This is a genomic window from Thermococcus pacificus (genome assembly GCF_002214485.1).
In the GTDB taxonomy this organism is placed as follows: domain Archaea; phylum Methanobacteriota_B; class Thermococci; order Thermococcales; family Thermococcaceae; genus Thermococcus; species Thermococcus pacificus.
The window spans coordinates 775,550-798,987 of record NZ_CP015102.1 but is presented as its reverse complement, the minus strand read 5'-3'; the positions used below and the strand labels follow the sequence as shown (position 1 = coordinate 798,987).

Here is a 23,438-nt window from a genome sequence, read left to right as displayed (position 1 = left end):
TTTGCTTATACACAATGCCCCAATACTATCCAGGGGTTAGCTATCCCAGACACTTAAGAATAGGAGGTGGAGATTGTGGAACAACAGAGGGATCAATGGGCAACTAAACTCGGTTTGATTTTAGCAATGGCCGGAAACGCAATAGGCCTTGGTAACTTCGTCAGGTTCCCGACGCAGGTGGCCCAAAACGGTGGCGGCGCCTTCATGGTGCCGTACTTCGTGGCATTGTTCTTCCTCGGTATTCCAGTGATGTGGATTGAGTGGGTCGCCGGTCGCTACGGTGGCAAGTATGGCCACGGTACCCTCGGTCCAACGTACTACCTCATGGCCAGGGAGAGCCTCAAGCCGAGGAGCGCGCTCTGGTTTGGCGTTATAGCAGGAATGCTTGCCTTCAGTCTGACGGTGCTTCTCAACAGCTACTACCTGCACCTCATTGGATGGTCAGCGGCTTACTCCTGGTTCAGCATAACTGGCGCCTACTTCGGCCAGAACACGGGAGAATTCTTCAGCAACTACCTCAGCAACTACGGTCAGGTCTTCCTGTTTTGGGGTATAACGGTGATATTGCTTGCCATAGCCGTTGGTCAGGGTGTCAGCAAGGGAATAGAGAGATGGGTCAAGGTAATAATGCCGCTGCTCTACGTATTCGCCATCCTCATGGTCGGCTACATCTTTGTCCTCGGCTCCCCGGTTGACCCCAACTGGAGCACCATTGACGGCTTCAAGTTCATCTGGAGCCCCAACTGGAGCTACCTCGGAGACCACCTGTGGGAGGTAATGCTCGCGGCAACAGGGCAGATATTCTTCACGCTCTCGCTGGGTATGGGTATCATCCAGAACTACGCCAGCTACCTCGGCCCGAAGGATGACGTTGCCCTCTCGGGCATAGCCACCGTCTCGCTCAACGAGTTCGCTGAGGTCGTCCTCGGCGGTTCAATAGCCATACCGCTCGCCACCGCCTACGCTCCCAAGATAGTCCCGCCAGAGATCCTTGCCAAGGGCAAGAGTGAGGCCCTTTCCTGGATCGGTCACGAGTTCGGCCTTGGCTTCTCATACACCAGCCTGCCGAACGTCTTCGTAAGCATGGGGGATGCTGGAAGGATCTTCGGTGCGCTGTGGTTCCTGCTCCTCTGGTTCGCGGGCTTTACATCGGCCATAGCCATGTACAACTACCTCACGGCACTGCTTGAGGAGGACCTCAACATCAAGAGGAGCACTGGCACCTGGCTGGTACTCCTGCTCTACCTCGTGATGGGCCTCCCAGTCGTCTACATCAGCGGTTACATGGATCAGGTCGATGCGTGGGTGAACTTCCAGCTGACCCTACTAGCGCTCTTTGATATCATAATAGCGGTCTACCTCTTCAAGCCCGACAACTTCTGGAAGGAACTCCACGAGGGCGCATGGATGACCGTGCCAAGCTGGTACAAGCCAATAATCCTCTACATCGCACCAATACTGCTGCTGGTACCCATGATCGGAATGTTCAAGAGCCTCGTTGGATCAACGCTGGAGTGGCCGGCAAGGATAGCGATAATAGTGATGCTTGTCATAGGCGCCGTGGAGAGCTACTACTCAATCAAGAAGAAGTATGCAAAGGAGCTAGAGAAGAACGAGGTCATCATAAGGGTCTGAGGTGGTGACGATGGAAAGCTGGGTAATCTACATGGTGGGTGCATGGCTCGTTATCTTCGCCCTGATGTACTGGAGCGTCGGACGGCTCCTTAAGGCCGAGAAAGCACAAGGGTCTTAAATCCCTTTTCTTTTCAAATTTTGGAGGTGTTGACGTGAAGAGTAGGGACATTCTTCTTGACACAGCAGAGGTTCTCGAATCAACTCTCGGTAGAATTGACCGCATCACGCTCCTCACCGATAAGGAAAAGGAGCGCGTGAAGGCAAAGATAAGCGAGGCCTCGAAGAACTTCAAGAAGCTTGCAGAAGAGGTCGAAAAAGACAACGAAGAGCTTGCGGAGTTCTTCTATAAAAAGGCCAAGGAATTCAAGACCATGAGCACGGACAAGGCCATTGAGAGGGAAGGAAAGAAGAACTACCTGAAGCTCGCAGATAGGATTCTCCTCTACTCCCGCTCGGCCGAGTACGACTTCGTCCCTGAGAAGATGAAGGAACTGAAGGGGGTCTACCGGAAGTACCTCTTCGGGATGACGGCGTTCTTCATGCTCACGGGATTTTATCTGAACCAATTCCTCGCGATAACCGCGCTGATACTCGCTATACCGATAGTACTCTCAATGCTCTCCCTCCAGAGGAGGGGCTACCTGGGTCTCCTCCTTGCGTATTCTGCCATCCCAATACCCGTGATAGTGGGGGCCATGGCGCTGAGCTATGGTATGAGAAACCTAAACGACCCCGCGAAGATAGCGGAAATAGCCCAGCACCTCAGCAAGAGTACAACCTTCGCAAAGGGTTACCTAATCGTCCTCGTACTGCTGGCGGCCGTAGAACTTTACTTGGTGCTAAGTTCGGCCGTGGGGCTCTACAAGCACAGACATGCTTTCCTTTAGTAGAGGGCTTCCTCCCCCCTTTCTCCCGTCCTTATCCTAACCGCGTCGTACACTGGCAGGACGAAGATCTTCCCGTCCCCGGGAATGCCCCGCTTGGCGTTTCTGGCTATTATGTCGATGACTTGCTCAAGGTCGCTGTCATTAACCACTATCTCAAGCTTAATCTTCGGCAGTAGATCGTACGGCGGAACACCTCCCTGAACTCCCCTTCCCTGAACGGAGGAGACCGTCAGGGGCATGAATCCTGCACTCTTGAGGGCCTTCTTCACGTTCTCAAAATCCTCGGGTCGTAAAATAGCCTCCACCTTCTTCATTGTACCACCAAAAATAAATAGGGCAAAGTTCCGAAAAGGGTTTCGGAAAGAAAAAATGTCATTTAATCTGTTCGATGAACTTCCGGATTCTCTTCACGGAGATCCGGGTTTTTCTGGCGAGTTCTTCGGGATCAGCCCTTTTTAGGTCTTCAACGCTTTCAACGCCAGCTTTTCTGAGCCTTGCCAGCGTTTTTGGTCCGATTCCCTTTATTGAGAGGAGGTCGCTCGCACCGTTTTCCCTTCTCTTTTCGGCCTTTTTTGAGGTTTGCTTTCTGGCGACCTTCTTTTTCTTCTTCGACGACTTAACGACCCTCTTTTTCTCTCTTTGATTCCACCGTTTCAACGGCTATGGCAGTCGAGTAGGCCCTCTCTTCGGCCGGCTTTTCGGCCCCTCCCTTCTCCGGCGGAACCTCGGGAGGCTCGACGTATTCCTCAAGCTCCGGCGGGTTCTCGCTGACGTAGTGCTCCACCAATACTGGCTTAAAGGCGTTATCGCGCTCCTCAAGCTCTTCAAGCAGTTTAGTATCGAACTCTCCCGTCTTCGCGTACCTCACAAGCTCGTTAGCCAGCCTGTGGAAGTCCCTGCTGTGGACCAAAACCCTCCTCTTGCCGTACTCCTTTGCCTGGCCCGTTGTTATAAGGAACTGCCAGTCGCTGGCCTCTAAAATCAAAAGCTCCCTCGCGAGCTGTTCTATTATGCGGTCGGCCAGGGCATCCTTTCCGTAAAACCTGCTCGCGAGAGCGACCATCCTGTCCTCCGCGCGGTAAACGTGCTCCCACGTCCACTCCGTTTCTTCATTCCACCATGTCGAGTGGTCGGCGTTTGCCCCCCACGAGCCCTCTGGAAGCTCTATATCGTGCCTCTCGCCGGAGTAGTTCTCAAGGAACCTGGAGAGGCTGACCGTCTCTATTCCCCTGCTTGCCATTAACTCAAGAACCCTGCCGAGCCATTTAACTCCCTCGAACCACCAGTGGCCGAAGAGCTCCGTGTCGTATGGAGCCACTATTATGCCCTTCTCTCCGGTCTTTTCCTCGTACTCCCTCAGAAGTCTCTCCACCAGTGAGACGAAGTGCCTCGCGTGCTCTTCAACGCGTTCCATGGCCTTGTCCGGGTCGTAGAACTCCTTTTCACCGATGTCAACGTCCTTACCAGTTATCCTCCAGTACTGGCCTCCGCTCTCCGGGGCCTTCCTGTGGAACTCCCTGTACCAGAAGTCACCGGGGTAGCCAAAGTGGGCGCTCCAGACCTGGTGGCCCGTCTCCCTGTTCCTCGCGAAGACGGCAACGTTCGAACCCTTTATCCAGTAGGGCCTGAGCGTGCTCTTTCCACCTTCGTAAACCTCAACCTCACCGTACTCTTTGGTGACGGGACCTTCATCAATGAGCTTGCTCTCCACGAAGAAGTACTCTATGCCGAACTCCTCAAGGAACTTCTCGATGCCCTGCCTCCTGACCTTCCTCCCGCCCGGTAGGTCCCACTCACCAGAGGGCCTGTAGGCACATTCCGGCAGCCATATCCCCCTCGGCCTTCTCCCGAAGTACTTCTCATAGGTGGCAACGCCATTGGCTATCTGGGCCCTTATCGCCTCGTCCCTCCCCAGGAGGGGCAGATAGCCGTGTGTCGCCGCGGAGGTTATTATCTCGATGTACCCCGCATCCTGCAACTCGCGGAACTTCCCGAGGATGTCGCCGTTTATGGCCCTCCAGTAGTCGTAGACCCTCCGGAAGTGGTCTAAGCTGGCCTTCACGGCCTTCTTGTCGTATTTCCCCGACAGGAGGTCTTTCTCCGTCGCCTCTATCTTCCTCCTTATATAGCGCTCGAACTCATCCTTCATGTACTCGTCCGCGAGCTGCTCCGCCAGAACCGGTGTTATGTTGATCACCAGGTTGAACTTCACCCCGCTCTCCCTCAGCCTCTCGAACTCCATGAGCAGGGGCAGGTAGGTTTCGCTCATTGCTTCGTATACCCACTCTTCACCGAAGGGCCATTTCCCGTGCTTCCTGACGTATGGAAGATGGGTGTGCAGTACGAACGTGAAGTAGCCTTTCATCTGTATCACCATGAGTGTTACAGCGTTAGACTATTTAACTTTAGTGAGTTCATCTATGGGCTTGTATACACAAGTGTGCTCTGCATCTGGGAAAAGGGTTTTAACATGGTCACTCCAGTTCCTAAGTGGCGGTTGTGGTGGAGGTAAAGGGTTGGAAACCGGCTTTCTTGCCAGCGTTGTCTCGGTGGCCCTGCTTGGAGCAATATTGGCAGTCCTTGCCTCCGGTGCCGGTGCTTTCAGTAAACTGGCGTGATAATCTATAACATGGGCGTTGCCGGGCTTTTCTGGGAGCTTCTGAACGAGGCCTTCGACGACTCCAACTCGGAGACTCTCCGTGCGGCCATGGCGCTCGCCGGTGGGCTCGTCCTGGTACTTGGTCCCAGGCTCTTGTGAAAGCTTTTAACTCCCCACTCCAACTCTTTTCGGTGGGAGAATGAAGGAGGAAATGAGCAGCGTTGATATACGCTACATAGTTAGAGAACTCCAGTGGCTGGTTGGTTCTCGCGTTGATAAGGTTTACCACGACGGGGATGAGATAAGGATAAAGCTCCGCACGAAAGAGGGCAGGGCAGACCTCATTCTCCAGGCAGGGAAGCGCTTCCATCTGACGAGCTACGTCAAGGAGGCCCCAAAGAGTCCGTCGAGCTTCACGATGCTCCTCAGGAAGCATCTCTCCGGTGGCTTCATCGATGCCATAGAGCAGCACGGCTTCGACAGGATAGTTAAGGTCAAAATCGGGGACTACACCATCATAGGCGAGCTTTTCAGGCGTGGAAACATCATCCTCGTGGATTCTGAGAACAAGATTGTTGCGGCGCTTCGCTACGAGGAGTACAAGGACCGGAGGATAATGCCGAAGGCCGAGTACCAGTATCCGCCCGCGAGGGAGAACCCGCTCGAGGTCTCGAAGGAGCGCTTCCTGGAGCTTATGCGGGAGGAAGAGAATCTAGAGCTCGTCCGGGCCCTGGCGAGAAAACTAAACATGGGCGGTATGTACGCGGAGGAGATTTCCATCCGGGCGGGCTTCGAGAAGACGGCGCCAGTTAAAGAGCTGAGCGACGATGACCTCCTAAAGGTTTATGACGCGATGCTCAGGACCTTCAACGACGAGCCAAGGCCAAACATAGTCTTTAAAGACGGCAACATGCACGACGTCGTCCCGATAGAGCTGAGGATCTACGATGGGTTTGAGAAGAAGTACTTCAACACCTTCAGCGAAGCCCTGGATGAGTACTTCGGGAAGATAACGGTCGAAAAGGCAAAGGTTGAGCAGACTAAAAAGCTAGAGGCGAAGAAGAGGCAGCTCCTTATGACGCTGAGGAAGCAGGAGGAGATGCTGAAGGGCTTCGAGGAAAGTGCGAAGGCCAACCAGGAGATAGGCGATTTGATCTACGCAAACTACGCCCTCGTGGAGCGCCTGCTGGAGGAGTTCAGGAAGGCAACCGAAACCCTCGGCTGGGACGAGTTTAAGCGCAGAATCGAGGAGGGCAAGAAAGCTGGAAACAAGGTCGCTCTGATGGTGAAGGGCATCGACCCCAAAGAGAAGGCCGTCACGATAGAGCTCGAAGGAAAAAAGGTCAGGCTCTACCTCAACAGGAGCATAGGGGAGAACGCGGAGCTATACTACGAGAATGCCAAGAAGTTCCGCCACAAGTATGAGGGTGCTTTAAAGGCCTACGAAGATACCAAACGGAAGCTCGACGAGGTTGAGAAGCTCATCGAGGAGGAGATGAAGAAGGAACTCAACGTCAAGAAAATCGAGCGGAGAAAGAAGAAGTGGTTCGAGAAGTTCCGCTGGTTTATCTCGAGCGAGGGCTTCCTCGTTCTGGCCGGAAAGGACGCGAGCACCAACGAGATTCTGATAAAGAGGCACATGACGGATAACGACCTCTACTGCCACGCCGACGTTTATGGCGCTCCCCACGTCGTAATCAAGGACGGGCAGAAGGCCGGGGAGAAGACAGTATTCGAGGCCTGCCAGTTCGCTGTCTCGATGAGCAAGGCATGGAGCAGAGGGGTCTACAGCGAGGATGCCTACTGGGCCTATCCAAACCAGGTCACCAAGCAGACCCCGAGCGGCGAATACCTTGGAAAAGGAGCTTTTATGGTCTACGGTAAGAGGAACTGGCTCCATGGACTGCCTCTCAAGCTCGCCGTCGGTGTGATAAACTACGAGGGAGAAGATTACGTGATCTGCGCCCCGGTGGACGCGATAAAGGCTCACACGGATAAGTACATCGTCATCAGACCTGGCTCGCTTAAGAAGAGCGAGCTCGTGAAGAGAATAAAGCACATCCTGGAGAAGTGGGGCTACAAAGTGAGGGAAGAGGACATCATGGCAGTCCTGCCGCCCGGAAATGGCGACGTTGTTGAAGTAGTCGGTTAGAGATACTTACCGCCCGCCAGGAGAAAGCCGGCCACGAAGGAACCGAGGGCCAGCAGGTAGCCCTCACCGAGGATCTCGAGGAAGCCCCCTCCGTAGAAGTACCATGCGATGACTGTGAAGAGGAGCATGCCGACCAGACCGACTCCTGGACCGAGCCTCCCCCCGAGGAGGCCGAAGAAGACGCCGAGGAGTATCATGAAGAGGCCCGCGAAAAAGGCCACGTAGGTGAATATTGAGCCCGTGCTGCTCGGGTTTAGCCACCAGAAGGCTCCCTCGAAGCCGTTCGGGGAAGTCACAATCTCGTTGAGAATATGGAGGAACGTCAGCTCTCCGGAGGGCGGCCTAAGCCAGGGGAGGAGGAACGAGAGAGCAACGAGCAGGGAGGTCAGGAAGCTCAGCACTCTCATGTGCATCCCCCGCTAGACGAGCTCCTTTCCGGTTCCGGTCATGACGAGCTTGCCGTGCTTTACCCCTTTCAGGCTCAACAGCCTGTCCGCTATCTCCTTTATCCTGCTCGCCTTTCCCTTGACGATAACGACCTCAAGACAGTTGTGCTCGTCCATGTGAACGTGAATGCTCGAAATTATCTCCTCAAGGTAGTCGTGCTGCAAATCGAGAAGCTCCTTCACAACCTCTGCCTCGTCATGGTTGTAGAGCATCGTTATAGTTCCAGCCACCTCGCCCTCGCCTTGCTCCCACTCGTGCCTGACTATGAAGTCACGCATCATGTCCCTTATCGCCTCACTCCTGTTGACATAGCCCTTCTCCTCTATTATACGGTCGAACTTCTCAAGAAGCTCCTCAGGAACGGAGACACCGAAGCGCGTTATCTTCATGCCACCACCGTATAAACTTCGCTTCAATCGTTAAAAAGGTGACGAAACCCTTTTATCCCCCCCAGAGAAGGGAGTCCCATGTCGATGGAGGAACTCTACGCGATAGCCCAGAGCGAGCTGGCCAAAGATCTGGTCTTCGAGATAGACGAGGAGCCGGTGACGGTCTCGATAAAGGGCGTTCTCCTCGCGAGGGCAGACTCGAAAACGTACAACTTCTCCTTCTTCGAGCTGAGCGATACCGAGTTCATCCTCGCGGTTCAGATGAAGGGCTTCATCGTCTACCTCGGCCTCGAGGCCGATGAAGAGATAGACGAGGAAGCGCTGCCGGAGCTCGTCAGGATACTGCTCCAGGGACTGACGCCAGCCATTGCTCTCCTTATCACGAAGGCCGAGAAGGACTACAGCGGAAGGGCCGACCTGCTTCTCGACGACAACATGAGCCCGGACCTCAAGGAGTTCTTCTACAGCCTGCTTCTCAAGCACAGGCAGGGAAAGCCCATCTACGAGCAGACGGAGGTCGCCTAAGCGACCAGCTCCAACAGGACGAGTGCAAAGACCATCAGCGCGAGCACTGCCATCGTCCTCTTTGTGTATATTTTTGCCGCCCTCTTCTCGTAGTAGCTCCTGGGGGAGACGTTAAGGACGTAGAGGCCCAGCAGGGAGCCGCTCAGAAGGCCGAGGACGTTTTCCAGGACGAGAACGAGGGAGCCTTCAAAGATTTCCCACCATCCCATCGCGAGGGAGATTCCTATCACCGTCGTTGGCGGTACCAGCGCCGCCGCTATCGAAACGCCGGCCAGTATCTCTGGAACCCTGCTCACTATCGCCACTATCCCGGCGTAACCGAGGATGATGGCCAGCAAGATATAAACGATGCCGGACTGGCCGCGGATGAGTATCTCGTGGGTCGGTTCCCCCGGCATGGCCCCAAAGATCTCCAGGAGGAGAGAAACTATGAGGGCCGATGCAAAGATGACCCCGAGGAGCTTGAGGATGGAGTAGACGGCACTCACCGCGTCCCTGCCCTTGCCCATGACGACGTTGATGGAGAAACCGTAGAGCGGGCCAAGTATTGGCGAGAGCAGCATCGCGGAGATTATCATGACTATGCTGTCTTGTATAAGGCCGAAGAGGGCTATGATCGACGCGACCGCGCCGAGGGTGAGCTGAATAGGGTCAACGCGGGCCTGGTTGTTGGCGTTCTCTATTAGACCCTCGATATCCACGAGGGTCCAGCGGCGCTTGTACTTGGCCAGTGACTTGACGGAGCTGGAGTACTTGACGGACTTTCCGCTCACCGAGGCCCAGGTTATTGAAGAGTAACCCTTTCGAAGGTCTATCGCCTTCATGAGGTCGTCTGCTATGTCGTTTATGACGAACTCCGGAACGAGGGCGGTGAAGCGCAGAACCCTTTTCCCGTTGCTCCGAACCTCCTCGGTGTAGTACTGCACGTTCCACTTCCTCAGGACTTCCTCTACCTTCTCCCCCTCACCCTCGTCGCAGTTGACCTCAAGCCGGAGCATGCCGCATCAGGATTCCTACGCCTTCCCCACTAATAACCTTTCCGGAAACGCTTCAACCGGGTTTGAAGCCGTGGAGAGGCTTTTAAGCGGAATGCCGTACTTCAGAGGGGGATGAAACCATGGGCTGGAAGCTGCCCGCGTCGGTGCTCATGTCCGCAGTCATCTCCTTCTTTGCGTGGATAGTGGTCCAGCTTAACCGCCCGCTGGGGCTCGCGACGTTCGCCCTGGCGTTTCTCCTTCCGGTTGTCACGTTCAGGCGGTACTACTCACGGAAACCCAGGATGCTCGTCCCCTTCGGAATTCTTGTCATCTTAATCGCCATCCTGCTGACTCCGCCTCGGGCAACAAGCCTGAACCTCGTCTCGGGGCTCCACCTCAAAACCGGATGCTGGGATGTCGAGGGCAGCCTATGGCCGCTTAACGAGAGCGCCGACGTTTCACAGTCCTGCTCCTACCTCGTGGAACCTGCCGGAAAAGTCGTCCACGTCTCCGGAATGGCCTGGAAAAATCTGGAGGTTAGAATGCCCATAACCAGCTACCCTATCGTCCTGAGGAGACCTGCAGAGAAGGCGGATGGAGCGTACCTTAACGCGGTTCAAAATGCCCGGGAAAATGGTTATGCGGAGGCTCCAGGGAACTTCGGACCGCGGGAAAGCATTATTCGAGAGGTCCTGATGAGAAAGGAAAACCACTGCGTTTACATCGCCGAGGTGAGAATAGCAGGTGGCCTTGCGGTTGTATCTGTCAGGGGAGATTGCAGGGCTGTTGATGAGTTCGTTCAATCGCGGGTGAGAATGTTTTAGCCCGCGCCTTCTCTGATCGTGTCGACGGTCTTCGGCGGGGCTTCCTCTTCATGAGGCATGGCTGGTGCGACCGTAAGCCTCAATCTTTGAACCAGTGACGATTTCAAAGAGAATACCGAAGAAAGTTCGTCAGATTTTCAAGGCACCGGCCGAAAACCCTATAAGGTATGCACTTCCCCTATGTCCGATGCCCTATGATATGCAGGAGTGAGTGTTTTTGGCCCCTGTAAGGGTTTCGTGAATAACGTGGGCAGTTCATCAATTCTAAGGCGGGATTGTTTTTGGCGCTGAGCTGAACAGGGGGGACCGTTTTTGGCCGACCTTCTCTCCAACGTAGAGGCCTCGGCTTAACCCTCACGCTAATTATTCCCTCGCTTTTGGGACTTGTTGAGACGATTAGTGTGGAGGTTCTTGAAAAGGAGGTGGTAGAATGAAAGCCGTTCTTCCCGACTCAAAGATACCCACGAAGTGGTACAACATCCTGCCGGATCTTCCGGAGCCTTTAGAGCCTCCCCTCGACCCGGAGACGGACGAGCCGATGGAACCTGAGAAGCTCCTGAGGATTTTTGCGGCCGAGCTTGTGAAACAGGAGATAAGCACGGAACGGTACATCGAGATACCCAAGAAGGTGAGAGAGCTCTATGCCAAGATCGGAAGGCCAACGCCGCTCTTCAGGGCGACGAACCTTGAGAAGGTCCTCGGAACTCCCGCAAGGATATACTTCAAGTACGAGGGCGCAACCGTAACGGGAAGCCACAAGATAAACACGGCCTTGGCTCAGGCCTACTACGCCAAAGAGCAGGGAATCGAGAGGCTCGTCACCGAGACCGGTGCCGGCCAGTGGGGAACTGCCTTGAGCTTAGCAGGAGCGCTCCTGGGACTGAAGGTAAGGGTCTACATGGCCCGCGCCAGCTACCGGCAGAAACCTTACAGGAAGACGATAATGCGCCTGTACGGTGCTGAAATCTACCCGAGCCCAAGCGACAGGACAGAGATAGGAAGGAAGTTCTTGGCCGAAGACCCGAACCACCCCGGTGGCCTGGGTATAGCGATAAGTGAGGCCATTAAAGACGTTTTAAGGGACGAGAAGGCCCGCTATTCCCTTGGGAGCGTTTTAAATCACGTTCTCATGCACCAGACGGTTATAGGACTGGAAGCCAAAGAGCAGATGAAGGAGTTTGAGGAGCCGGACGTTATAATCGGCTGCGTCGGCGGCGGGAGCAACTTCGCCGGCTTAGCTTATCCGTTCGTGAAGGACGTCCTCCATGGCAAAGCCGACTACGAGTTCATAACCGTTGAACCGAGGGCCGCGCCAAGCATGACGCGCGGCGTTTACAAGTACGACTTCGGCGATTCTGGCGGCTACACTCCAAAGATGAAGATGCACACTTTGGGCCACACCTACTACGTCCCGCCGATACACGCCGGGGGTTTACGCTACCACGGATTAGCTCCAACGCTGAGTGTCCTCATAAACCATGGAGTAGTTAAGCCAGTTGCCTACCACCAGAACGAGGTCTTCCAGGCGGCTGAGCTGTTCGCGAAGACCGAGGGCATAATTCCAGCCCCTGAGAGCGCCCACGCCATAAAGGGAGCAATAGACAGGGCACTGAATGCAAAGGAGGAGAGAAAAGAGGAGGTCATACTCTTCAACCTCAGTGGACACGGCTTCCTCGACCTTCAAGGCTACGAGGACTATCTGGATAGAAAGCTTGAGGACTACGAGCCGGACTACTTCCCGGCCTTGGAGGGGTGATACTTTCTTTTCTCTTTCTATTTCATTTGAGCTTTGACAGAAGCCTCCTCGGATGGAAGTTCAGACTCGTCCTTGCTTCAGGAATTTCCATCCCGAGGTTTATCCCGAGGCTCATCAGGTCTCTCGGCCCGCGAACTTCCCACCTGCTCTCGGCAGAACTCGTTATAAAGCGTGGAACGTCGTACTTCCTCACGAGCTGCCAAGTTTTGGTCATGAAGCGGAGGAGCTGAACCCTCTCGTAGGAATTGGCCCTCAGGAGCGGTGAAAGGGAAAAGCCTATGGCAACTCCCCTCCTCGCGGCTATTCCCGCCAGGATGTGGTCAAAGCCCGGATCCTTCCTCCCGAACCAGGGGCCTATCAAGGCATCCACACCCGCCTCAAGTGCGGCACGGTTCACCCGCATGTCGCCGCCCTGGACGTAGATTAAAGCCCTTGGACTGCGGTTCTTGACCTCACGAATGAGGCTCGGCTTTTTCGTGACGAGTAGGAGGGCGACTTTGCTATGGGTCTCACGGAGGGCCTTCAGCTCTTCCTTAAGCACACCCCAATCGGGAGAGCTTTCAAGGACGAGCTTTTTTGTGAAGACCACCTCGTCGAACCACTCGCTCGCGAGCTGATAGGCTTCCTCGCTCCTCACGTCCATCTCGACGAAGTAGTCCCGCGAGAAGGAAAGCTCTTCCGCTTCACGTATTTCCAGTTCTGCGCTCATTCCTCCAGCCACTCCCTAACGGCTTTAACCACCGCTTCCTTCCTCATAGGAAAGGCCTTGATCTTTATCCTGACCTGGATGACATCAGCTCCTTCGTCTATCTCGACGTCGCCTAGATAGGCCTTCTGCTTGTTGAAGCGGACGTAGAAGGTTCCCTCCTCGTCGATTTTCTCGTCGAGATGTTTCAGGAGGTAGTTCCTGTCATCCTCGCTCAGAAGCTCCTTGAAGTAGTCGAGGAACTGTCTCACGGCTTTGCTCCTCTTTATCTCAACGTTGACTACCTTGATTGGGTTGCCGAAGAAGCCCGTTGTCTCGTCGATGTCGAAGATTACATCGTCCTCGTCTATCTCCTCGGGGATAAAGGTCGCTATCGCGTCGAGAACCTTGTCCTCGTCCTCGGTCGCCTGGATGAAGGTGGTAAGCCTGATGTGGTGTGCTCTAAGCTTCGCCATCTTTCTCACCAAAGTGAATTGGAGGGGCGGCTTTAAAAGCTAATCCCCGAGAATCCGGGGGAGCTCCATACCAAAAGCAGGCAGTGCCTTAGAATAGAAGAAGATCAAGGGGCTTCACTTGCCCCTGCCCTTGTTGGCCCTTATGCTGGGCCTGACCTTTTCAGCACCTTTGCCCTTGTTCCTCAGGCCGCGGCTCTTCCTACCGGCGCTGGTGAGGCCGCGGAAGACGCGTCCCTTGTGGGCCTTACCGGTTATCCAGTTGATCTTCGGGTCGGCCTTGATGACCGGGTGGTGCGGGTCGACCATTATGACCTCAAACCACTTGTACATACCATCCTCGCCGACCCAGTAGCTGTTGAGGACCTCGAGGTTCGGGTACTTGCGAGCGGCCTTCTCCTCGGCTATCCACTGAAGGCTCTTCTTTGGTGAGTACTTGACCATACCCATCTTGGAGGGCTTCCTTCCGCCCTTCCACCTGGGCCTCTTCCTACCGCCCTTCCTCACGCGGACGCGGACGATAACGTAGCCCTGCTTGGCCTGGTAGCCGAGAGAGCGGGCGCGGTCGAGCCTGGTCGGCCTCTCGGCGCGGACGACAACCGGCTCCCTCCTCCACTTTATCATCCTGGCCTTGAGAAGGTCGCCAACGTAGCTCTTCTTCGGGCTCTTCCAGGCTTCCCTAATGTACTTGTACATGCTCATCTCGTTCACCCCTTCCGTGTTTGTGGTTCTCCCTTACGGGAACATCCCGCGGGTTGACCCCGCCTAGTCGGTCGAGGTTGGAGGTTGAGTTTTTAAGGGTTGCGGAGTAGTCGGTACGGTGAAGCACATGCGCCTCGATAGATTCGTCTCTCTGATGAAGGAGCGCGGCTTTGACGGTGCTCTAATAAGCCCCGGAACGAACCTGTACTACCTCACGGGACTGCACATTCACGAGGCCGGCGAGAGACCCACGGTTCTAGTCGTCAGCTCAGACGGAAACTACCGCCTCCTCGCGCCGAGCCTTTATGAGAACGTTGTCAGGAACTTCCCGGCTACCTTCTGGCGCGACGGCGAGAACCCCTATGAGAAGCTCGCCTGGATCCTCGCGGAGTTCAAGCTTTCGTCCGGAAAACTGCTCGTCGAGGACACCATGCGCGCTGATTGGCTGATCAACATCTTCCGCGTTGGAAACAGGGGGTTTGAGTTCTATCCGCTTAGTTCCGTTATTAGGGAGCTGAGAATGAGGAAAGATGAGAAGGAAATAGACTACATGAAGCACGCGGCTAAAGTCGTCGACAGGGTCTTTGAAGAGCTCCTAAGCTGGGACCTCCTCGGGATGCGCGAGAGCGAGCTGGCTTTGAAGATAGAGCTTGCCGTAAGGGAGCTTTCCGACGGAATATCCTTCGAACCCATCGTGGCGAGCGGTGAGAACGCCGCCAACCCGCACCATGCCCCTGGAAACAGGCACCTTAGAAAGGGCGACCTCGTTATCCTCGACTACGGTGCAAAGTGGAAGGGCTACTGCTCGGACATAACGCGAACGATAGCGCTCGGAAAGCCGAACGAAAGGCTGGTCGAGATATACGAGACTGTCAAGGAGGCACAGGAAAAAGCTTACAGGACGGTTAGGGAAGGAGTAAAAGCAAAAGATGTTGACGCCGCCGCGCGGGGCGTGATTTCGGCGGCAGGTTATGGCAAGTACTTCACCCACAGGACAGGACACGGTCTTGGCTTAGATGTGCACGAGGAACCTTATATAGGGCCAGACAGCGAAGTAATCCTCGAAAACGGCATGACCTTCACGATAGAGCCGGGCATCTACGTCCCCGGCCTCGGCGGCGTTAGGATAGAGGACGACGTGGCGGTGATAGACGGGAGGGGGAAGAGGCTGACGAGGGCTGAGAGGGAGCTTATAACCCTCTGAGCCCGGCAGCTCATTTACACCTTTTCCCCACCCACGTACGTCTCCAGCACCTTTACCTCCCTGAGTTTCCTCTCATCCATTCCGAAGGGGTCTTTGTCTACCACAACGAAGTCCGCGAACTTGCCTTCTTCAAGCGTTCCAAGCTCATCCTCCGCACCCAGTATGTAGGCGGAGCCGTAGGTGTAGGCGTGCAGGGCTTCTTCCAATGATAGGGCCTCGTTTTTCGTGTACTCGTAGGGCTCCGCGCCCTCGTATTTTCCGCGCGTTACCGCTGCATAAACCGTCTCCCAGGGGTTGGTGGGCTCTATGGGCGAATCCGTACCGAAACCGAGGACTATCCCCGCATCGAGCATGCTCCTGAAGGGATAAACCCAGCCGGCGCGCTCCTTTCCAACCCTTCTAACCGCCCACCAGTCGGTCACCACGAAGTGGGGCTGAACCGCTCCGACTACCCCGAGCCGGGCCATCCTCTCAATTTGATCCGGCCTCAGAATCGAGGCGTGCTCTATCCTGTGCCTGAGCTTTCCAGGGTCGTCGAGCGAGGAATAAACGTCCAGTATCATGTCTATTGTCGCGTCCCCTATTCCGTGGACGGCCATCTGGAGTCCGGCTTCGTGAGCGCCCCTCACGATTTTCTCAAGGAGTTCCCTCGAGATGTTGGCGTAGCCTTGTGTTGGCGCGTCGCTGTAGGGCTCGCTCAGCCACGCCGTCCTTGCCCCGAGGGAGCCGTCGGCGAGAACCTTAATCCCGTTTATTCTCAGCTTCCCCCTCCCAAAGCCGCGCCTGATTCCGAGCTTTTTGAGGGAATCGAGGACGTCCAGGTTTCCGAACATGCCATTCCCCTTTACCTCCCTCTTTCCGGGGTCGATGTACGCGAAGACCCGTATCTTGAGCTCCCCGCGCTCCTCGAGGTTGGATATGGCTTTCAACGTTTTCTCCTCAACGCTCACAGTTCCAACGGCAGTTATCCCCAAGGAGGCGGCGTAGTCGACAGCCATCTTCACGAAGTGCTCGTAGTCCTCGAGGGTTAGTGTCTCCTTGAACTTCTCGCGGGCGAGTTCGAAGGCCTCCTCCTTGACGACGCCTGTGACTTCTCCGTTTTCATCCCGCATGACACCGGGGAGTTCCGAATCCAACAAACCTGCTAACTCCATCGCCTCCGTGTTGAGGACGGCAGCGTGAAGGCAGACACGGGAGAGCATAACGGGTCTGTCATCGACGACCTCGTCAATGTCCCAGCGCATGGGCCAGCGATTTTCCTCGAAAAGTTCCTGATCCCAGCCATGTCCCAGTATCCAGCTCGTTTTGGCGATCTCAGCGTAGCTCCTAACCCTCTCCTTGAGCTCCGCTATGCTCCCAACGCCCCTGAGGTCGAGGGTCTCGAGGTACATCCCGAGCTCCTCCAGGTGGAGATGGGAGTCAATGAAGCCTGGCAGAACGACCCTGCCCTCCAGGTCAACCACCTCACCGCCGAGCTCCCGGGCGATTTTTATGGCCATCTCGCTCGAGCCCGCGTAGACAATTCTTCCAGACGCCACAAGAATCGCATCGACGGTCTTCAGAGGCTTAAAAGAGACGTATATCCTTCCGTTGACGAACGCTTTCACGAGCACCACCATTAAAATCTGCATCGAAAGGATATAAAAAGCCCGCGGAGCGCCAAAAACCTTAAATACTCAATTCCGTTACCAGAAGCGATGCTGATGAGGGGGGAGTGTCTTCTCCACCGTAATCTCAGCGGTAACTGATTTCCCCGATAACCCCCCTATTCCTGAGTCTCGCTCTTTTGGAGTTCCCCCTGGACTCTCAGTGTTGAAAATCAAAGCTAAAGGAGGTTTTAGGCATGGCTGAGCTTGACTTCAAGGCCATTGAGGAAAAGTGGCAGAGGAAATGGATGGAGGAGAGGGTTTTCGAGCCCGACAGGAACGCGAAGCCCAAGGAGAAGAAGTTCTACATAACTGTAGCTTTCCCCTACCTCTCGGGTCACCTCCACGTCGGCCACGCGAGGACATACACGATCCCGGACGTAATAGCGCGCTTTAAGAGAATGCAGGGCTACAACGTGTTATTCCCGATGGGATGGCACATCACTGGCGCGCCGATAGTCGGAATAGCGGAGCGCATAAAGAACCGCGACCCGAAGACCATCCACGTCTATCGCGACGTCTACAAAGTCCCTGAGGAGATACTCTGGAAATTTGAAGACCCGAAGGAAATCGTGAAGTACTTCATGAAGGCCGCCAAGGAGACCTTCATCAGGGCCGGTTTCTCCGTCGACTGGACGCGTGAGTTCCACACCACAAGCCTGTTCCCGCCCTTCAGCAAGTTCATCGAGTGGCAGTTCTGGACGCTCAAGGACATGGGACTGGTCGTCAAGGGGGCTCACCGTGTCCGCTGGGATCCGGTTGTCGGTACGCCACTGGGAGACCACGACATAATGGAGGGCGAGGACGTCCAGATTCTGGACTACGTCATAATCAAGTTCATCCTCGAGGAAGACGGCGAAGAAATCTACCTTCCCGCGGCAACGCTGAGGCCAGAGACGGTATACGGCGTCACCAACATGTGGCTGAACCCTGAGGCAACCTACGTCAAGGCGAAGGTTAGGCGCAACGGAAAAGAGGAAACCTGGATAGTCAGCAAGGAGGCCGCCTACAAGCTCTCCTTCCAGGACAGGGAGATAGAGGTAATCGAGGAGTTCAAGGGCGAGAGGCTCATCGGAAAATACGTGAAGAACCCAGTGACCGGTGACGAGATAATAATCCTCCCGGCGGAGTTCGTTGACCCCAACAACGCAACCGGCGTTGTCATGAGCGTCCCAGCTCATGCTCCCTTCGACCACATCGCTCTGGAAGACCTGAAGAAGGAAACCGAGATCCTGCTCAAGTACGATATAGATCCTAGAGTTGTCGAGGAGATAAGCTACATCTCGCTGATCAAACTTGAGGGCTACGGTGAGTTCCCGGCCGTCGAGGAGGCCGAGAGGCTTGGTGTGAAGAGCCAGAAGGACGTTGAGAAGCTCGAAGAAGCTACCAAGAACATCTACAAGGCGGAGTACCACAAGGGCGTCTTCAAGATAGAGCCGTACGCTGGTAAGCCCGTCCAGGAGGTCAAGGACCTCATAGCGAAGGAACTCCAGGAGAAGGGCACAGCGGAGATAATGTACGAGTTCGCCGAGAAGCCGGTAATAAGCCGCTTTGGCAACCAGGCGGTCATCAAGATAATCCACGACCAGTGGTTCATCGACTACGGCAACCCCGAATGGAAGGAGAAGGCGAGGGAAGCTCTGGCCAACATGACGATTTACCCGGAGAGCAGGAGAGCACAGTTCGAGGCGGTAATAGACTGGCTCGACAAGAAGGCCTGCGCAAGGAAGGTCGGCCTTGGAACGCCTCTCCCGTGGGATCCAGACTGGGTAATCGAGAGCCTTAGCGACTCGACCATCTACATGGCTTACTACACGATAAGCAGGCACATGAACCGCCTTAGGGACGAAGGCAAGCTTGACCCGGAGAAGCTCGATAGAGAGTTCTTTGACTACATCTTCCGCGAGGACTTTGATGAGGAGAAGGAGAAAAAGCTCGCAGAGAAGACCGGAATTCCAGCGGAGATAATCCACGAGATGAAAGAGGAGTTCGAGTACTGGTACCCGCTCGACTGGCGCTGCTCGGCGAAAGACCTCATCCCGAACCACCTGACGTTCTTCATCTTCAACCACACCGCAGTCTTCAGGAAGGAGCACTGGCCAAGGGGAATAGCGGTAAACGGCTTCGGAACGCTTGAGGGCCAGAAGATGAGCAAGAGCAAGGGCAACGTGCTGAACTTCATAGATGCCATCGAGGAGAACGGGGCAGATGTCGTGAGGCTATACATAATGGGCCTTGCCGAGCACGACAGCGACTTCGACTGGCGCAGGAAGGAGGTCGGCAAGCTCCGCAGGCAGGTTGAGAGGTTCTACGAGCTGATAAGCGATTTCTCCACCTACGAGGCCAAGGAAGATGTTGAACTCAAGGACATCGACCGCTGGATGCTCCACCGCCTCAACAAGGCCATCGAGGAAACAACCAAGGCCCTCGAGGAGTTCAGGACGAGGACGGCAGTGCAGTGGGCGTTCTACTCAGTTCTCAACGACCTGCGCTGGTACCTAAGGAGGACAGAGGGCAGGGACGACGAGGCCAAGCGCTATGTACTGAGGAAGCTCGCCGAGGTCTGGGTCAGGCTCATGGCGCCCTTCACACCACACATAGCGGAGGAGCTCTGGGAGAAGCTCGGCGGAGAGGGCTTCGTAAGCCTGGCGAAGTGGCCCGAACCCGTCGAGGAGTGGTGGAACGAGACGGTAGAGGCTGAAGAGCAGTTCGTCCAGTCCGTCATCGAGGACATCAAGGAGATAATAAGAGTTGCCAAGCTAGAAGATGCCAAGAGGGTCTACATCTACACCGCCCCGGAGTGGAAGTGGCGCGTTGTTGAAGTTGTTGCAGAAAAGAGGGACTTCAAGTCAGCTATGGCCGAGCTGATGAAGGACCCGGAGATGAGGAAGCACGGCAAGGAGGTAAGCAAGCTCATCCAGAGACTCATCAAGGAGCGCGCCTTTGAAGTGAAGCGCATTGACGAGGAGAAAGCGCTGAGAGAGGCGAAGGACTTCATGGAGAAGGAGCTCGGCCTGGAGATAATCATCAACGCTGAGGAAGACAAGGGTGGAAAGAAGAGGCAGGCCATGCCGCTGAAGCCTGCGGTGTTTGTGGAGTGATGATCTCATCCACTTCTTTTTTTCTAAGTTTAATTTTTTGACCTGTAATTACTTCAACCCCACCTTATAAAACCTTTTCTCCGAAAACTCCTTAAAGAAAAGCCCTTTAGCATTTTCCGGTGTTTTTCATACCGGTTAGTGAGGAAGCCTTCAAGAAGGACGTCCTTCCCAAAATCTCGCCCCGGAATGAACTTCCATTGCCTCCCGATTGGCTTCATCTTGAAATGCTCGAACGCTTCCGCGTTCTCCGGTTTGCACCGATAAGAGAAGGCACGAACGTCCTCGAAATCGGCTGCGGCGCTCACGCTCTAACAACGGTTCCCCTCGCCTATCTCGTTGGCGAAACCGGCCGCGTTGTGGCGGTTGATAAATCAAGGTGGTGCTTCTTCGAGGAAATAATCTCATCGGCAAGCGTGAAACAGGGGGTAATTCCCCTAAAGCTCGACGCGAGGGAGCTCCATTCCCGTTCAAAGCCTTCGACATGGTCGTCCTCGTTCACGGAATACGAAGTTTGAAGAACGAGGAGACGATGATAAAAGTAATCTCCGAGATGCTCCGCGTTGCGGATAGGGTCTTCATAGCCGAGAGCCTGCCGGTGGCGAACAACGAGAGGCAAAGGGCACACCTCGAACTCTACAACCTTCGAGAGGAGATCTTTGAGGCGCTCTTTGGCGAAAAGGACGACCTGCATTATCCAACTATGGAGGAACTCAAAGAACTCGTCGAGAAAGCGGGCGGAGAGATAATCGAAAGCGGAACCTTCGAGCCTGGCCTTCCGCACTACCTGGCATACATTCCACGGGAATACGTGGAGGGAATAAAAGACGAGAAAAAGCGCGTTGATCTTCTAAAAAGATGGGACGCAGCATACGAAAAGTGGAAGAGTGGAGCCGAGCATCTGCCGGTGGGGTACATGCTGGCAAGAGAATAACTACCCCCCAAGCAGCCTCAGCGCCACCCCTTTGTATATCCTGGGCATCTTCTCGAGTGAGTCCACCTCGACGTACTCGTTCGGGCCGTGGATGTTGCCTCCCCTCGGGCCGAAGTCTATTGCCCTGACCCCGTAGGGGGTGAAGAACCTTGAGTCCGCCGCCCCGGGCCCCTCGATGGGCTCGGCCCTCTCACCCTCGCCTTCCAGCACTTCCAGCATCACCCTCACTATCCTCTCTCCCGGCTGTGTGAAGAGATAGCCGGCTTTTTCGTTCGTCATCACTGTGAGCTCCGCCCCGGGGAGATTGAACTCGACCACTTCCCTCATCGCCCGCTCGATATCCTCTTTGGAGCGGCTCATTGCCCTTACGTCTATCCTCAGAACGTGCTCCCCGCCCTCCAGGGTGTAGAGGTTTGGGGTTATGGAGACGCCGTAGTCGCTGTACCTCTCGGTCTTTATAGGTGCCCTAACGAGGGGGACTATTGCCTTCAGGAGCCTTGTAAGACCCAAATCAACTTCCACATCTCCGCCTTCGCCCGGTTCGATGTACTTGAGCCTCACCTCGCCCGGCACAACGTTCCCCTTGAGGAAGCTCCCCTCCAGGGAGACGGCCAGAGCGTTCCTGCTCCTCAGGAAGTGAGAAGCCGCTATCATCGGGTGTGTATCAACCCCGGGCAGAAAATAGGCGGCGTGCCTCGTCTCCACCACAGGAGTGCTTATTCTGAATGTCTTCTCTCTGAGCCTGCCCTTGACCCTGACCCTCTCCGAGGGGATGCGAAGCATGACTCCAAAGCCCTTCCTCCTCCGGATTATGGGCACCATACCGATGCCATCGGCGTTTATCATGTACTCCGGGAGCTTGCCTTCCTTGCTCAGTTTTTCGGCGATGTGCATGGCCATCCTCCCGCCTATCTCCTCGTCCCCGGTGAAGGCGAACAGGACTTTCCCGTTCAGCCTCTCCCTCGAGAGCTCTCTAAGGGCGAGCATTATGGAAGCTACATTCCCCTTATCGTCGGCGCTGCCCCTCCCGTAGGCACGGTTCCCCTCTACCGTGAGCCTGAACGGGTCGGTCTCCCACTCCGCGGGGTTGACGGGCACGACGTCGAAGTGGGCCATGAAGAGGAGCCTTGGCTTTCCTTCTCCGATTTCGCCGTAGACCGCGTAGTAGCCGTCCCTTTCAAGCAGCCTGCTCTCAATTCCCCACTCGGAGAGACGATCCATTATGAAGCGCGGGCAGTCCTTCGACGGCTTTATCCCCCTTGCCGGGTCGTTAACTGTTTCAAAAGAGACGAGTTCAGATAGGAGTTCCAGAACCTCCATAACCGCCACCGTTGAGATAAACATCGAAATGCTATTTAAGGGTTGCTGGAGCAAATGGAGAAGGAACAAATTGGGAGAAAAGTCCGAAGGGGGTTCAGAACTCCCTCTCAACCAGGAACTCAGCGAGAAGCTCCAGATCCCTCCTCGCCTCGCTCTCCGGGAGGACCTTCAAAGCTTCGTTTGCTTCTTTGATGAGGTTCTTGGCGTATTGAGCGGCATAGTCAATGCTCCCGTACTTCTTGAGGAGCTCAATGGCCTTGGCAACCTCTTCCTTCACCTTCTCGTCGTGTATGAGGGCGTCGCCCTTTGCATCTCCGGCGTACTTTCCGAAGACCTTGAGGAACTCGGTCTTGTCCTCCTCGCTCGCGTGGTCGAAGAAGTGGCTCACTATGAGGGTCTTCTTGCCCTTCCTTATGTCGCTGCCGACGGGCTTGCCCAGCTTCTCCTCGTCAGCTATGAGGTCGAGCACGTCGTCCCATATCTGGAAGGCTATGCCGACGTTCATGCCCCACTTTGACAAAGCCTGAATGTACTCCTCGTTATCAGTTCCGACGATGGCTCCAATCTCAGCCGAACCCTGGAAGAGTGCCCCCGTCTTGCCGCTTATCATCCTGAGGTACTCGTCGACACCCACCTCTTCCCTCGTCTCGAACTCTATGTCGAGGGCCTGGCCCTCGCAGAGCATGTTCGAAGTTCTGACAAGGACGTCGAGGATTCTCGCCTTCTTCTCCGGGGGAACCTCGGCCTTTGCTATCGCCTCGAAAGCCTTGCTGAAGAGAAGGTCTCCAGCCAGGATAGCCATATTAACTCCCCAGAGCTTGTGGACGGTCGGCCTTCCGCGCCTCAGCTCGTCCATGTCCATTATGTCGTCGTGGACGAGGGAGTAATTGTGTATGAACTCAACCGATGCGGCCGGATAGATGGCCTTCTCTGGGTCACCACCAACGGCCTCAGTCGCGCGAAGAACGACGAACGGCCTGACGCGCTTCCCTCCCGCGAGCGGGTAGTGGCGGGAAGCTTCGTACAGGCTCTTTGGCTCCTTCTCAGGCACCAGTTCTAGAATGACTCTATCAACGTCCTTGGCTTTCTCCTTAATCCTCATGAACAGCTCATCGTACTTCCCCATTCTACCACCCCGTGAGTGATGAGAGTAAGCTGGAAAAAGAAAGGGGGCATCCTTTATCA

20 protein-coding genes and 1 pseudogene are annotated in these 23,438 nt (G+C 55.3%); 10 read left to right on the top strand and 11 right to left on the bottom strand.

The window, feature by feature from the left end:
• Positions 1-75 precede the first annotated feature (75 nt).
• Positions 76-1,635 (top strand): sodium-dependent transporter, encoded by a 1,560-nt coding sequence (locus A3L08_RS04525; RefSeq protein ID WP_088853893.1) that lies wholly within the window; start codon positions 76-78, stop codon positions 1,633-1,635.
• Between the two features lie 152 nt (positions 1,636-1,787).
• Positions 1,788-2,522, top strand: a complete 735-nt coding sequence (locus A3L08_RS04520; protein ID WP_088853892.1) for an alpha-glucosidase — start codon at positions 1,788-1,790, stop codon at positions 2,520-2,522.
• Here the strand turns inward: A3L08_RS04520 and A3L08_RS04515 are convergent.
• Together A3L08_RS04515 and A3L08_RS04510 are read right to left on the bottom strand one after the other, a co-directional pair.
• Entirely contained in the window at positions 2,519-2,836 is a 318-nt protein-coding gene (locus A3L08_RS04515; protein WP_088853891.1) for a P-II family nitrogen regulator, read from the bottom strand. The genes A3L08_RS04520 and A3L08_RS04515 overlap by 4 nt on opposite strands.
• A 58-nt stretch (positions 2,837-2,894) precedes the next feature.
• Positions 2,895-4,887, bottom strand: a pseudogene (locus A3L08_RS04510) (1,4-alpha-glucan branching protein).
• Positions 4,888-5,320: 433 nt separating this feature from the next.
• Here A3L08_RS04510 and rqcH point away from each other — a divergent pair.
• Positions 5,321-7,273, top strand: coding sequence for a ribosome rescue protein RqcH (rqcH, locus tag A3L08_RS04505; protein ID WP_088853890.1), 1,953 nt, complete (start codon positions 5,321-5,323; stop codon positions 7,271-7,273).
• Here rqcH and A3L08_RS04500 read toward each other — a convergent pair.
• Together A3L08_RS04500 and nikR are read right to left on the bottom strand one after the other, a co-directional pair.
• On the bottom strand, positions 7,270-7,686 hold the full coding sequence (locus A3L08_RS04500) for an amino acid permease (RefSeq protein ID WP_232461770.1): 417 nt from the start codon (positions 7,684-7,686) through the stop codon (positions 7,270-7,272). The genes rqcH and A3L08_RS04500 overlap by 4 nt on opposite strands.
• Positions 7,687-7,692: 6 nt before the next feature.
• On the bottom strand, positions 7,693-8,109 hold the full coding sequence (gene nikR, locus A3L08_RS04495; RefSeq protein WP_088853888.1) for a nickel-responsive transcriptional regulator NikR: 417 nt from the start codon (positions 8,107-8,109) through the stop codon (positions 7,693-7,695).
• Positions 8,110-8,187: 78 nt separating this feature from the next.
• Between nikR and A3L08_RS04490 the strand changes: the two genes are divergently transcribed.
• Positions 8,188-8,634, top strand: a complete 447-nt coding sequence (locus A3L08_RS04490) for a hypothetical protein (protein ID WP_088853887.1) — start codon at positions 8,188-8,190, stop codon at positions 8,632-8,634.
• On the opposite strand, the gene A3L08_RS04485 is transcribed toward A3L08_RS04490, so the two are convergent.
• Positions 8,631-9,632 carry a TIGR00341 family protein gene (locus tag A3L08_RS04485; protein ID WP_088853886.1) on the bottom strand — a complete coding sequence of 334 codons (1,002 nt, stop codon included), beginning with the start codon at positions 9,630-9,632 and terminating at the stop codon, positions 8,631-8,633. The two genes, A3L08_RS04490 and A3L08_RS04485, sit on opposite strands and share 4 nt — an antisense overlap.
• Before the next feature lie 119 nt (positions 9,633-9,751).
• Here A3L08_RS04485 and A3L08_RS04480 point away from each other — a divergent pair, with 119 nt between their 5' ends.
• On the top strand, positions 9,752-10,435 hold the full coding sequence (locus tag A3L08_RS04480) for a hypothetical protein (RefSeq protein WP_088853885.1): 684 nt from the start codon (positions 9,752-9,754) through the stop codon (positions 10,433-10,435).
• 430 nt (positions 10,436-10,865) lie between these two features.
• Positions 10,866-12,191 (top strand): TrpB-like pyridoxal phosphate-dependent enzyme, encoded by a 1,326-nt coding sequence (locus A3L08_RS04475; RefSeq protein WP_088853884.1) that lies wholly within the window; start codon positions 10,866-10,868, stop codon positions 12,189-12,191.
• A gap of 22 nt (positions 12,192-12,213) precedes the next feature.
• Here the strand turns inward: A3L08_RS04475 and A3L08_RS04470 are convergent, their stop codons facing one another.
• From A3L08_RS04470 to A3L08_RS04460, 3 genes are all read right to left on the bottom strand, one after another.
• Positions 12,214-12,900, bottom strand: a complete 687-nt coding sequence (locus A3L08_RS04470) for a Ribonuclease P protein component 3 (RefSeq protein ID WP_088853883.1) — start codon at positions 12,898-12,900, stop codon at positions 12,214-12,216.
• The gene (locus A3L08_RS04465) at positions 12,897-13,352 is read right to left on the bottom strand and encodes an RNA-binding protein (protein ID WP_088853882.1); all 456 of its coding nucleotides are present in this window, start codon (positions 13,350-13,352) and stop codon (positions 12,897-12,899) included. The genes A3L08_RS04470 and A3L08_RS04465 overlap by 4 nt, the downstream gene beginning before the upstream one ends.
• A gap of 114 nt (positions 13,353-13,466) precedes the next feature.
• Positions 13,467-14,051, bottom strand: coding sequence for a 50S ribosomal protein L15e (locus A3L08_RS04460; RefSeq protein ID WP_088853881.1), 585 nt, complete (start codon positions 14,049-14,051; stop codon positions 13,467-13,469).
• Between the two features lie 127 nt (positions 14,052-14,178).
• Between A3L08_RS04460 and A3L08_RS04455 the strand changes: the two genes are divergently transcribed.
• Positions 14,179-15,255 (top strand): M24 family metallopeptidase, encoded by a 1,077-nt coding sequence (locus tag A3L08_RS04455; RefSeq protein WP_088853880.1) that lies wholly within the window; start codon positions 14,179-14,181, stop codon positions 15,253-15,255.
• A gap of 14 nt (positions 15,256-15,269) precedes the next feature.
• On the opposite strand, the gene A3L08_RS04450 is transcribed toward A3L08_RS04455, so the two are convergent.
• Complete coding sequence (locus tag A3L08_RS04450) at positions 15,270-16,874, bottom strand: amidohydrolase (protein ID WP_232461769.1); 1,605 nt, start codon at positions 16,872-16,874, stop codon at positions 15,270-15,272.
• A gap of 224 nt (positions 16,875-17,098) precedes the next feature.
• Between A3L08_RS04450 and leuS the strand changes: the two genes are divergently transcribed.
• From leuS to A3L08_RS10110, 3 genes are all read left to right on the top strand, one after another.
• Positions 17,099-20,002 (top strand): leucine--tRNA ligase, encoded by a 2,904-nt coding sequence (gene leuS, locus A3L08_RS04445; RefSeq protein WP_088853879.1) that lies wholly within the window; start codon positions 17,099-17,101, stop codon positions 20,000-20,002.
• Positions 20,003-20,121: 119 nt separating this feature from the next.
• The gene (locus tag A3L08_RS10115) at positions 20,122-20,517 is read left to right on the top strand and encodes a methyltransferase domain-containing protein (protein WP_232461768.1); all 396 of its coding nucleotides are present in this window, start codon (positions 20,122-20,124) and stop codon (positions 20,515-20,517) included.
• A gap of 14 nt (positions 20,518-20,531) precedes the next feature.
• Positions 20,532-20,933 carry a hypothetical protein gene (locus A3L08_RS10110; RefSeq protein WP_232461767.1) on the top strand — a complete coding sequence of 134 codons (402 nt, stop codon included), beginning with the start codon at positions 20,532-20,534 and terminating at the stop codon, positions 20,931-20,933.
• On the opposite strand, the gene A3L08_RS04435 is transcribed toward A3L08_RS10110, so the two are convergent.
• Both A3L08_RS04435 and A3L08_RS04430 read right to left on the bottom strand, forming a co-directional pair.
• Positions 20,934-22,277, bottom strand: a complete 1,344-nt coding sequence (locus A3L08_RS04435) for a M20/M25/M40 family metallo-hydrolase (protein WP_394335137.1) — start codon at positions 22,275-22,277, stop codon at positions 20,934-20,936. It lies immediately after the preceding gene.
• 70 nt (positions 22,278-22,347) lie between these two features.
• Positions 22,348-23,379 (bottom strand): polyprenyl synthetase family protein, encoded by a 1,032-nt coding sequence (locus A3L08_RS04430; protein WP_088853877.1) that lies wholly within the window; start codon positions 23,377-23,379, stop codon positions 22,348-22,350.
• Positions 23,380-23,438 lie beyond the last annotated feature (59 nt).

Coding starts and splice junctions, on each gene's coding strand:
- A3L08_RS04515 (WP_088853891.1), bottom strand. CDS start 2,836: ATGAAGAAGGTGGAGGCTATTTTACGACCCGAGGATTTTGAGAACGTG.
- rqcH (WP_088853890.1), top strand. CDS start 5,321: ATGAAGGAGGAAATGAGCAGCGTTGATATACGCTACATAGTTAGAGAA.
- A3L08_RS04500 (WP_232461770.1), bottom strand. CDS start 7,686: ATGCACATGAGAGTGCTGAGCTTCCTGACCTCCCTGCTCGTTGCTCTC.
- nikR (WP_088853888.1), bottom strand. CDS start 8,109: ATGAAGATAACGCGCTTCGGTGTCTCCGTTCCTGAGGAGCTTCTTGAG.
- A3L08_RS04490 (WP_088853887.1), top strand. CDS start 8,188: ATGTCGATGGAGGAACTCTACGCGATAGCCCAGAGCGAGCTGGCCAAA.
- A3L08_RS04485 (WP_088853886.1), bottom strand. CDS start 9,632: ATGCTCCGGCTTGAGGTCAACTGCGACGAGGGTGAGGGGGAGAAGGTA.
- A3L08_RS04480 (WP_088853885.1), top strand. CDS start 9,752: ATGGGCTGGAAGCTGCCCGCGTCGGTGCTCATGTCCGCAGTCATCTCC.
- A3L08_RS04475 (WP_088853884.1), top strand. CDS start 10,866: ATGAAAGCCGTTCTTCCCGACTCAAAGATACCCACGAAGTGGTACAAC.
- A3L08_RS04470 (WP_088853883.1), bottom strand. CDS start 12,900: ATGAGCGCAGAACTGGAAATACGTGAAGCGGAAGAGCTTTCCTTCTCG.
- A3L08_RS04465 (WP_088853882.1), bottom strand. CDS start 13,352: ATGGCGAAGCTTAGAGCACACCACATCAGGCTTACCACCTTCATCCAG.
- A3L08_RS04460 (WP_088853881.1), bottom strand. CDS start 14,051: ATGAGCATGTACAAGTACATTAGGGAAGCCTGGAAGAGCCCGAAGAAG.
- A3L08_RS04455 (WP_088853880.1), top strand. CDS start 14,179: ATGCGCCTCGATAGATTCGTCTCTCTGATGAAGGAGCGCGGCTTTGAC.
- A3L08_RS04450 (WP_232461769.1), bottom strand. CDS start 16,874: ATGGTGGTGCTCGTGAAAGCGTTCGTCAACGGAAGGATATACGTCTCT.
- leuS (WP_088853879.1), top strand. CDS start 17,099: ATGGCTGAGCTTGACTTCAAGGCCATTGAGGAAAAGTGGCAGAGGAAA.
- A3L08_RS10110 (WP_232461767.1), top strand. CDS start 20,532: ATGATAAAAGTAATCTCCGAGATGCTCCGCGTTGCGGATAGGGTCTTC.
- A3L08_RS04435 (WP_394335137.1), bottom strand. CDS start 22,277: ATGTTTATCTCAACGGTGGCGGTTATGGAGGTTCTGGAACTCCTATCT.
- A3L08_RS04430 (WP_088853877.1), bottom strand. CDS start 23,379: ATGGGGAAGTACGATGAGCTGTTCATGAGGATTAAGGAGAAAGCCAAG.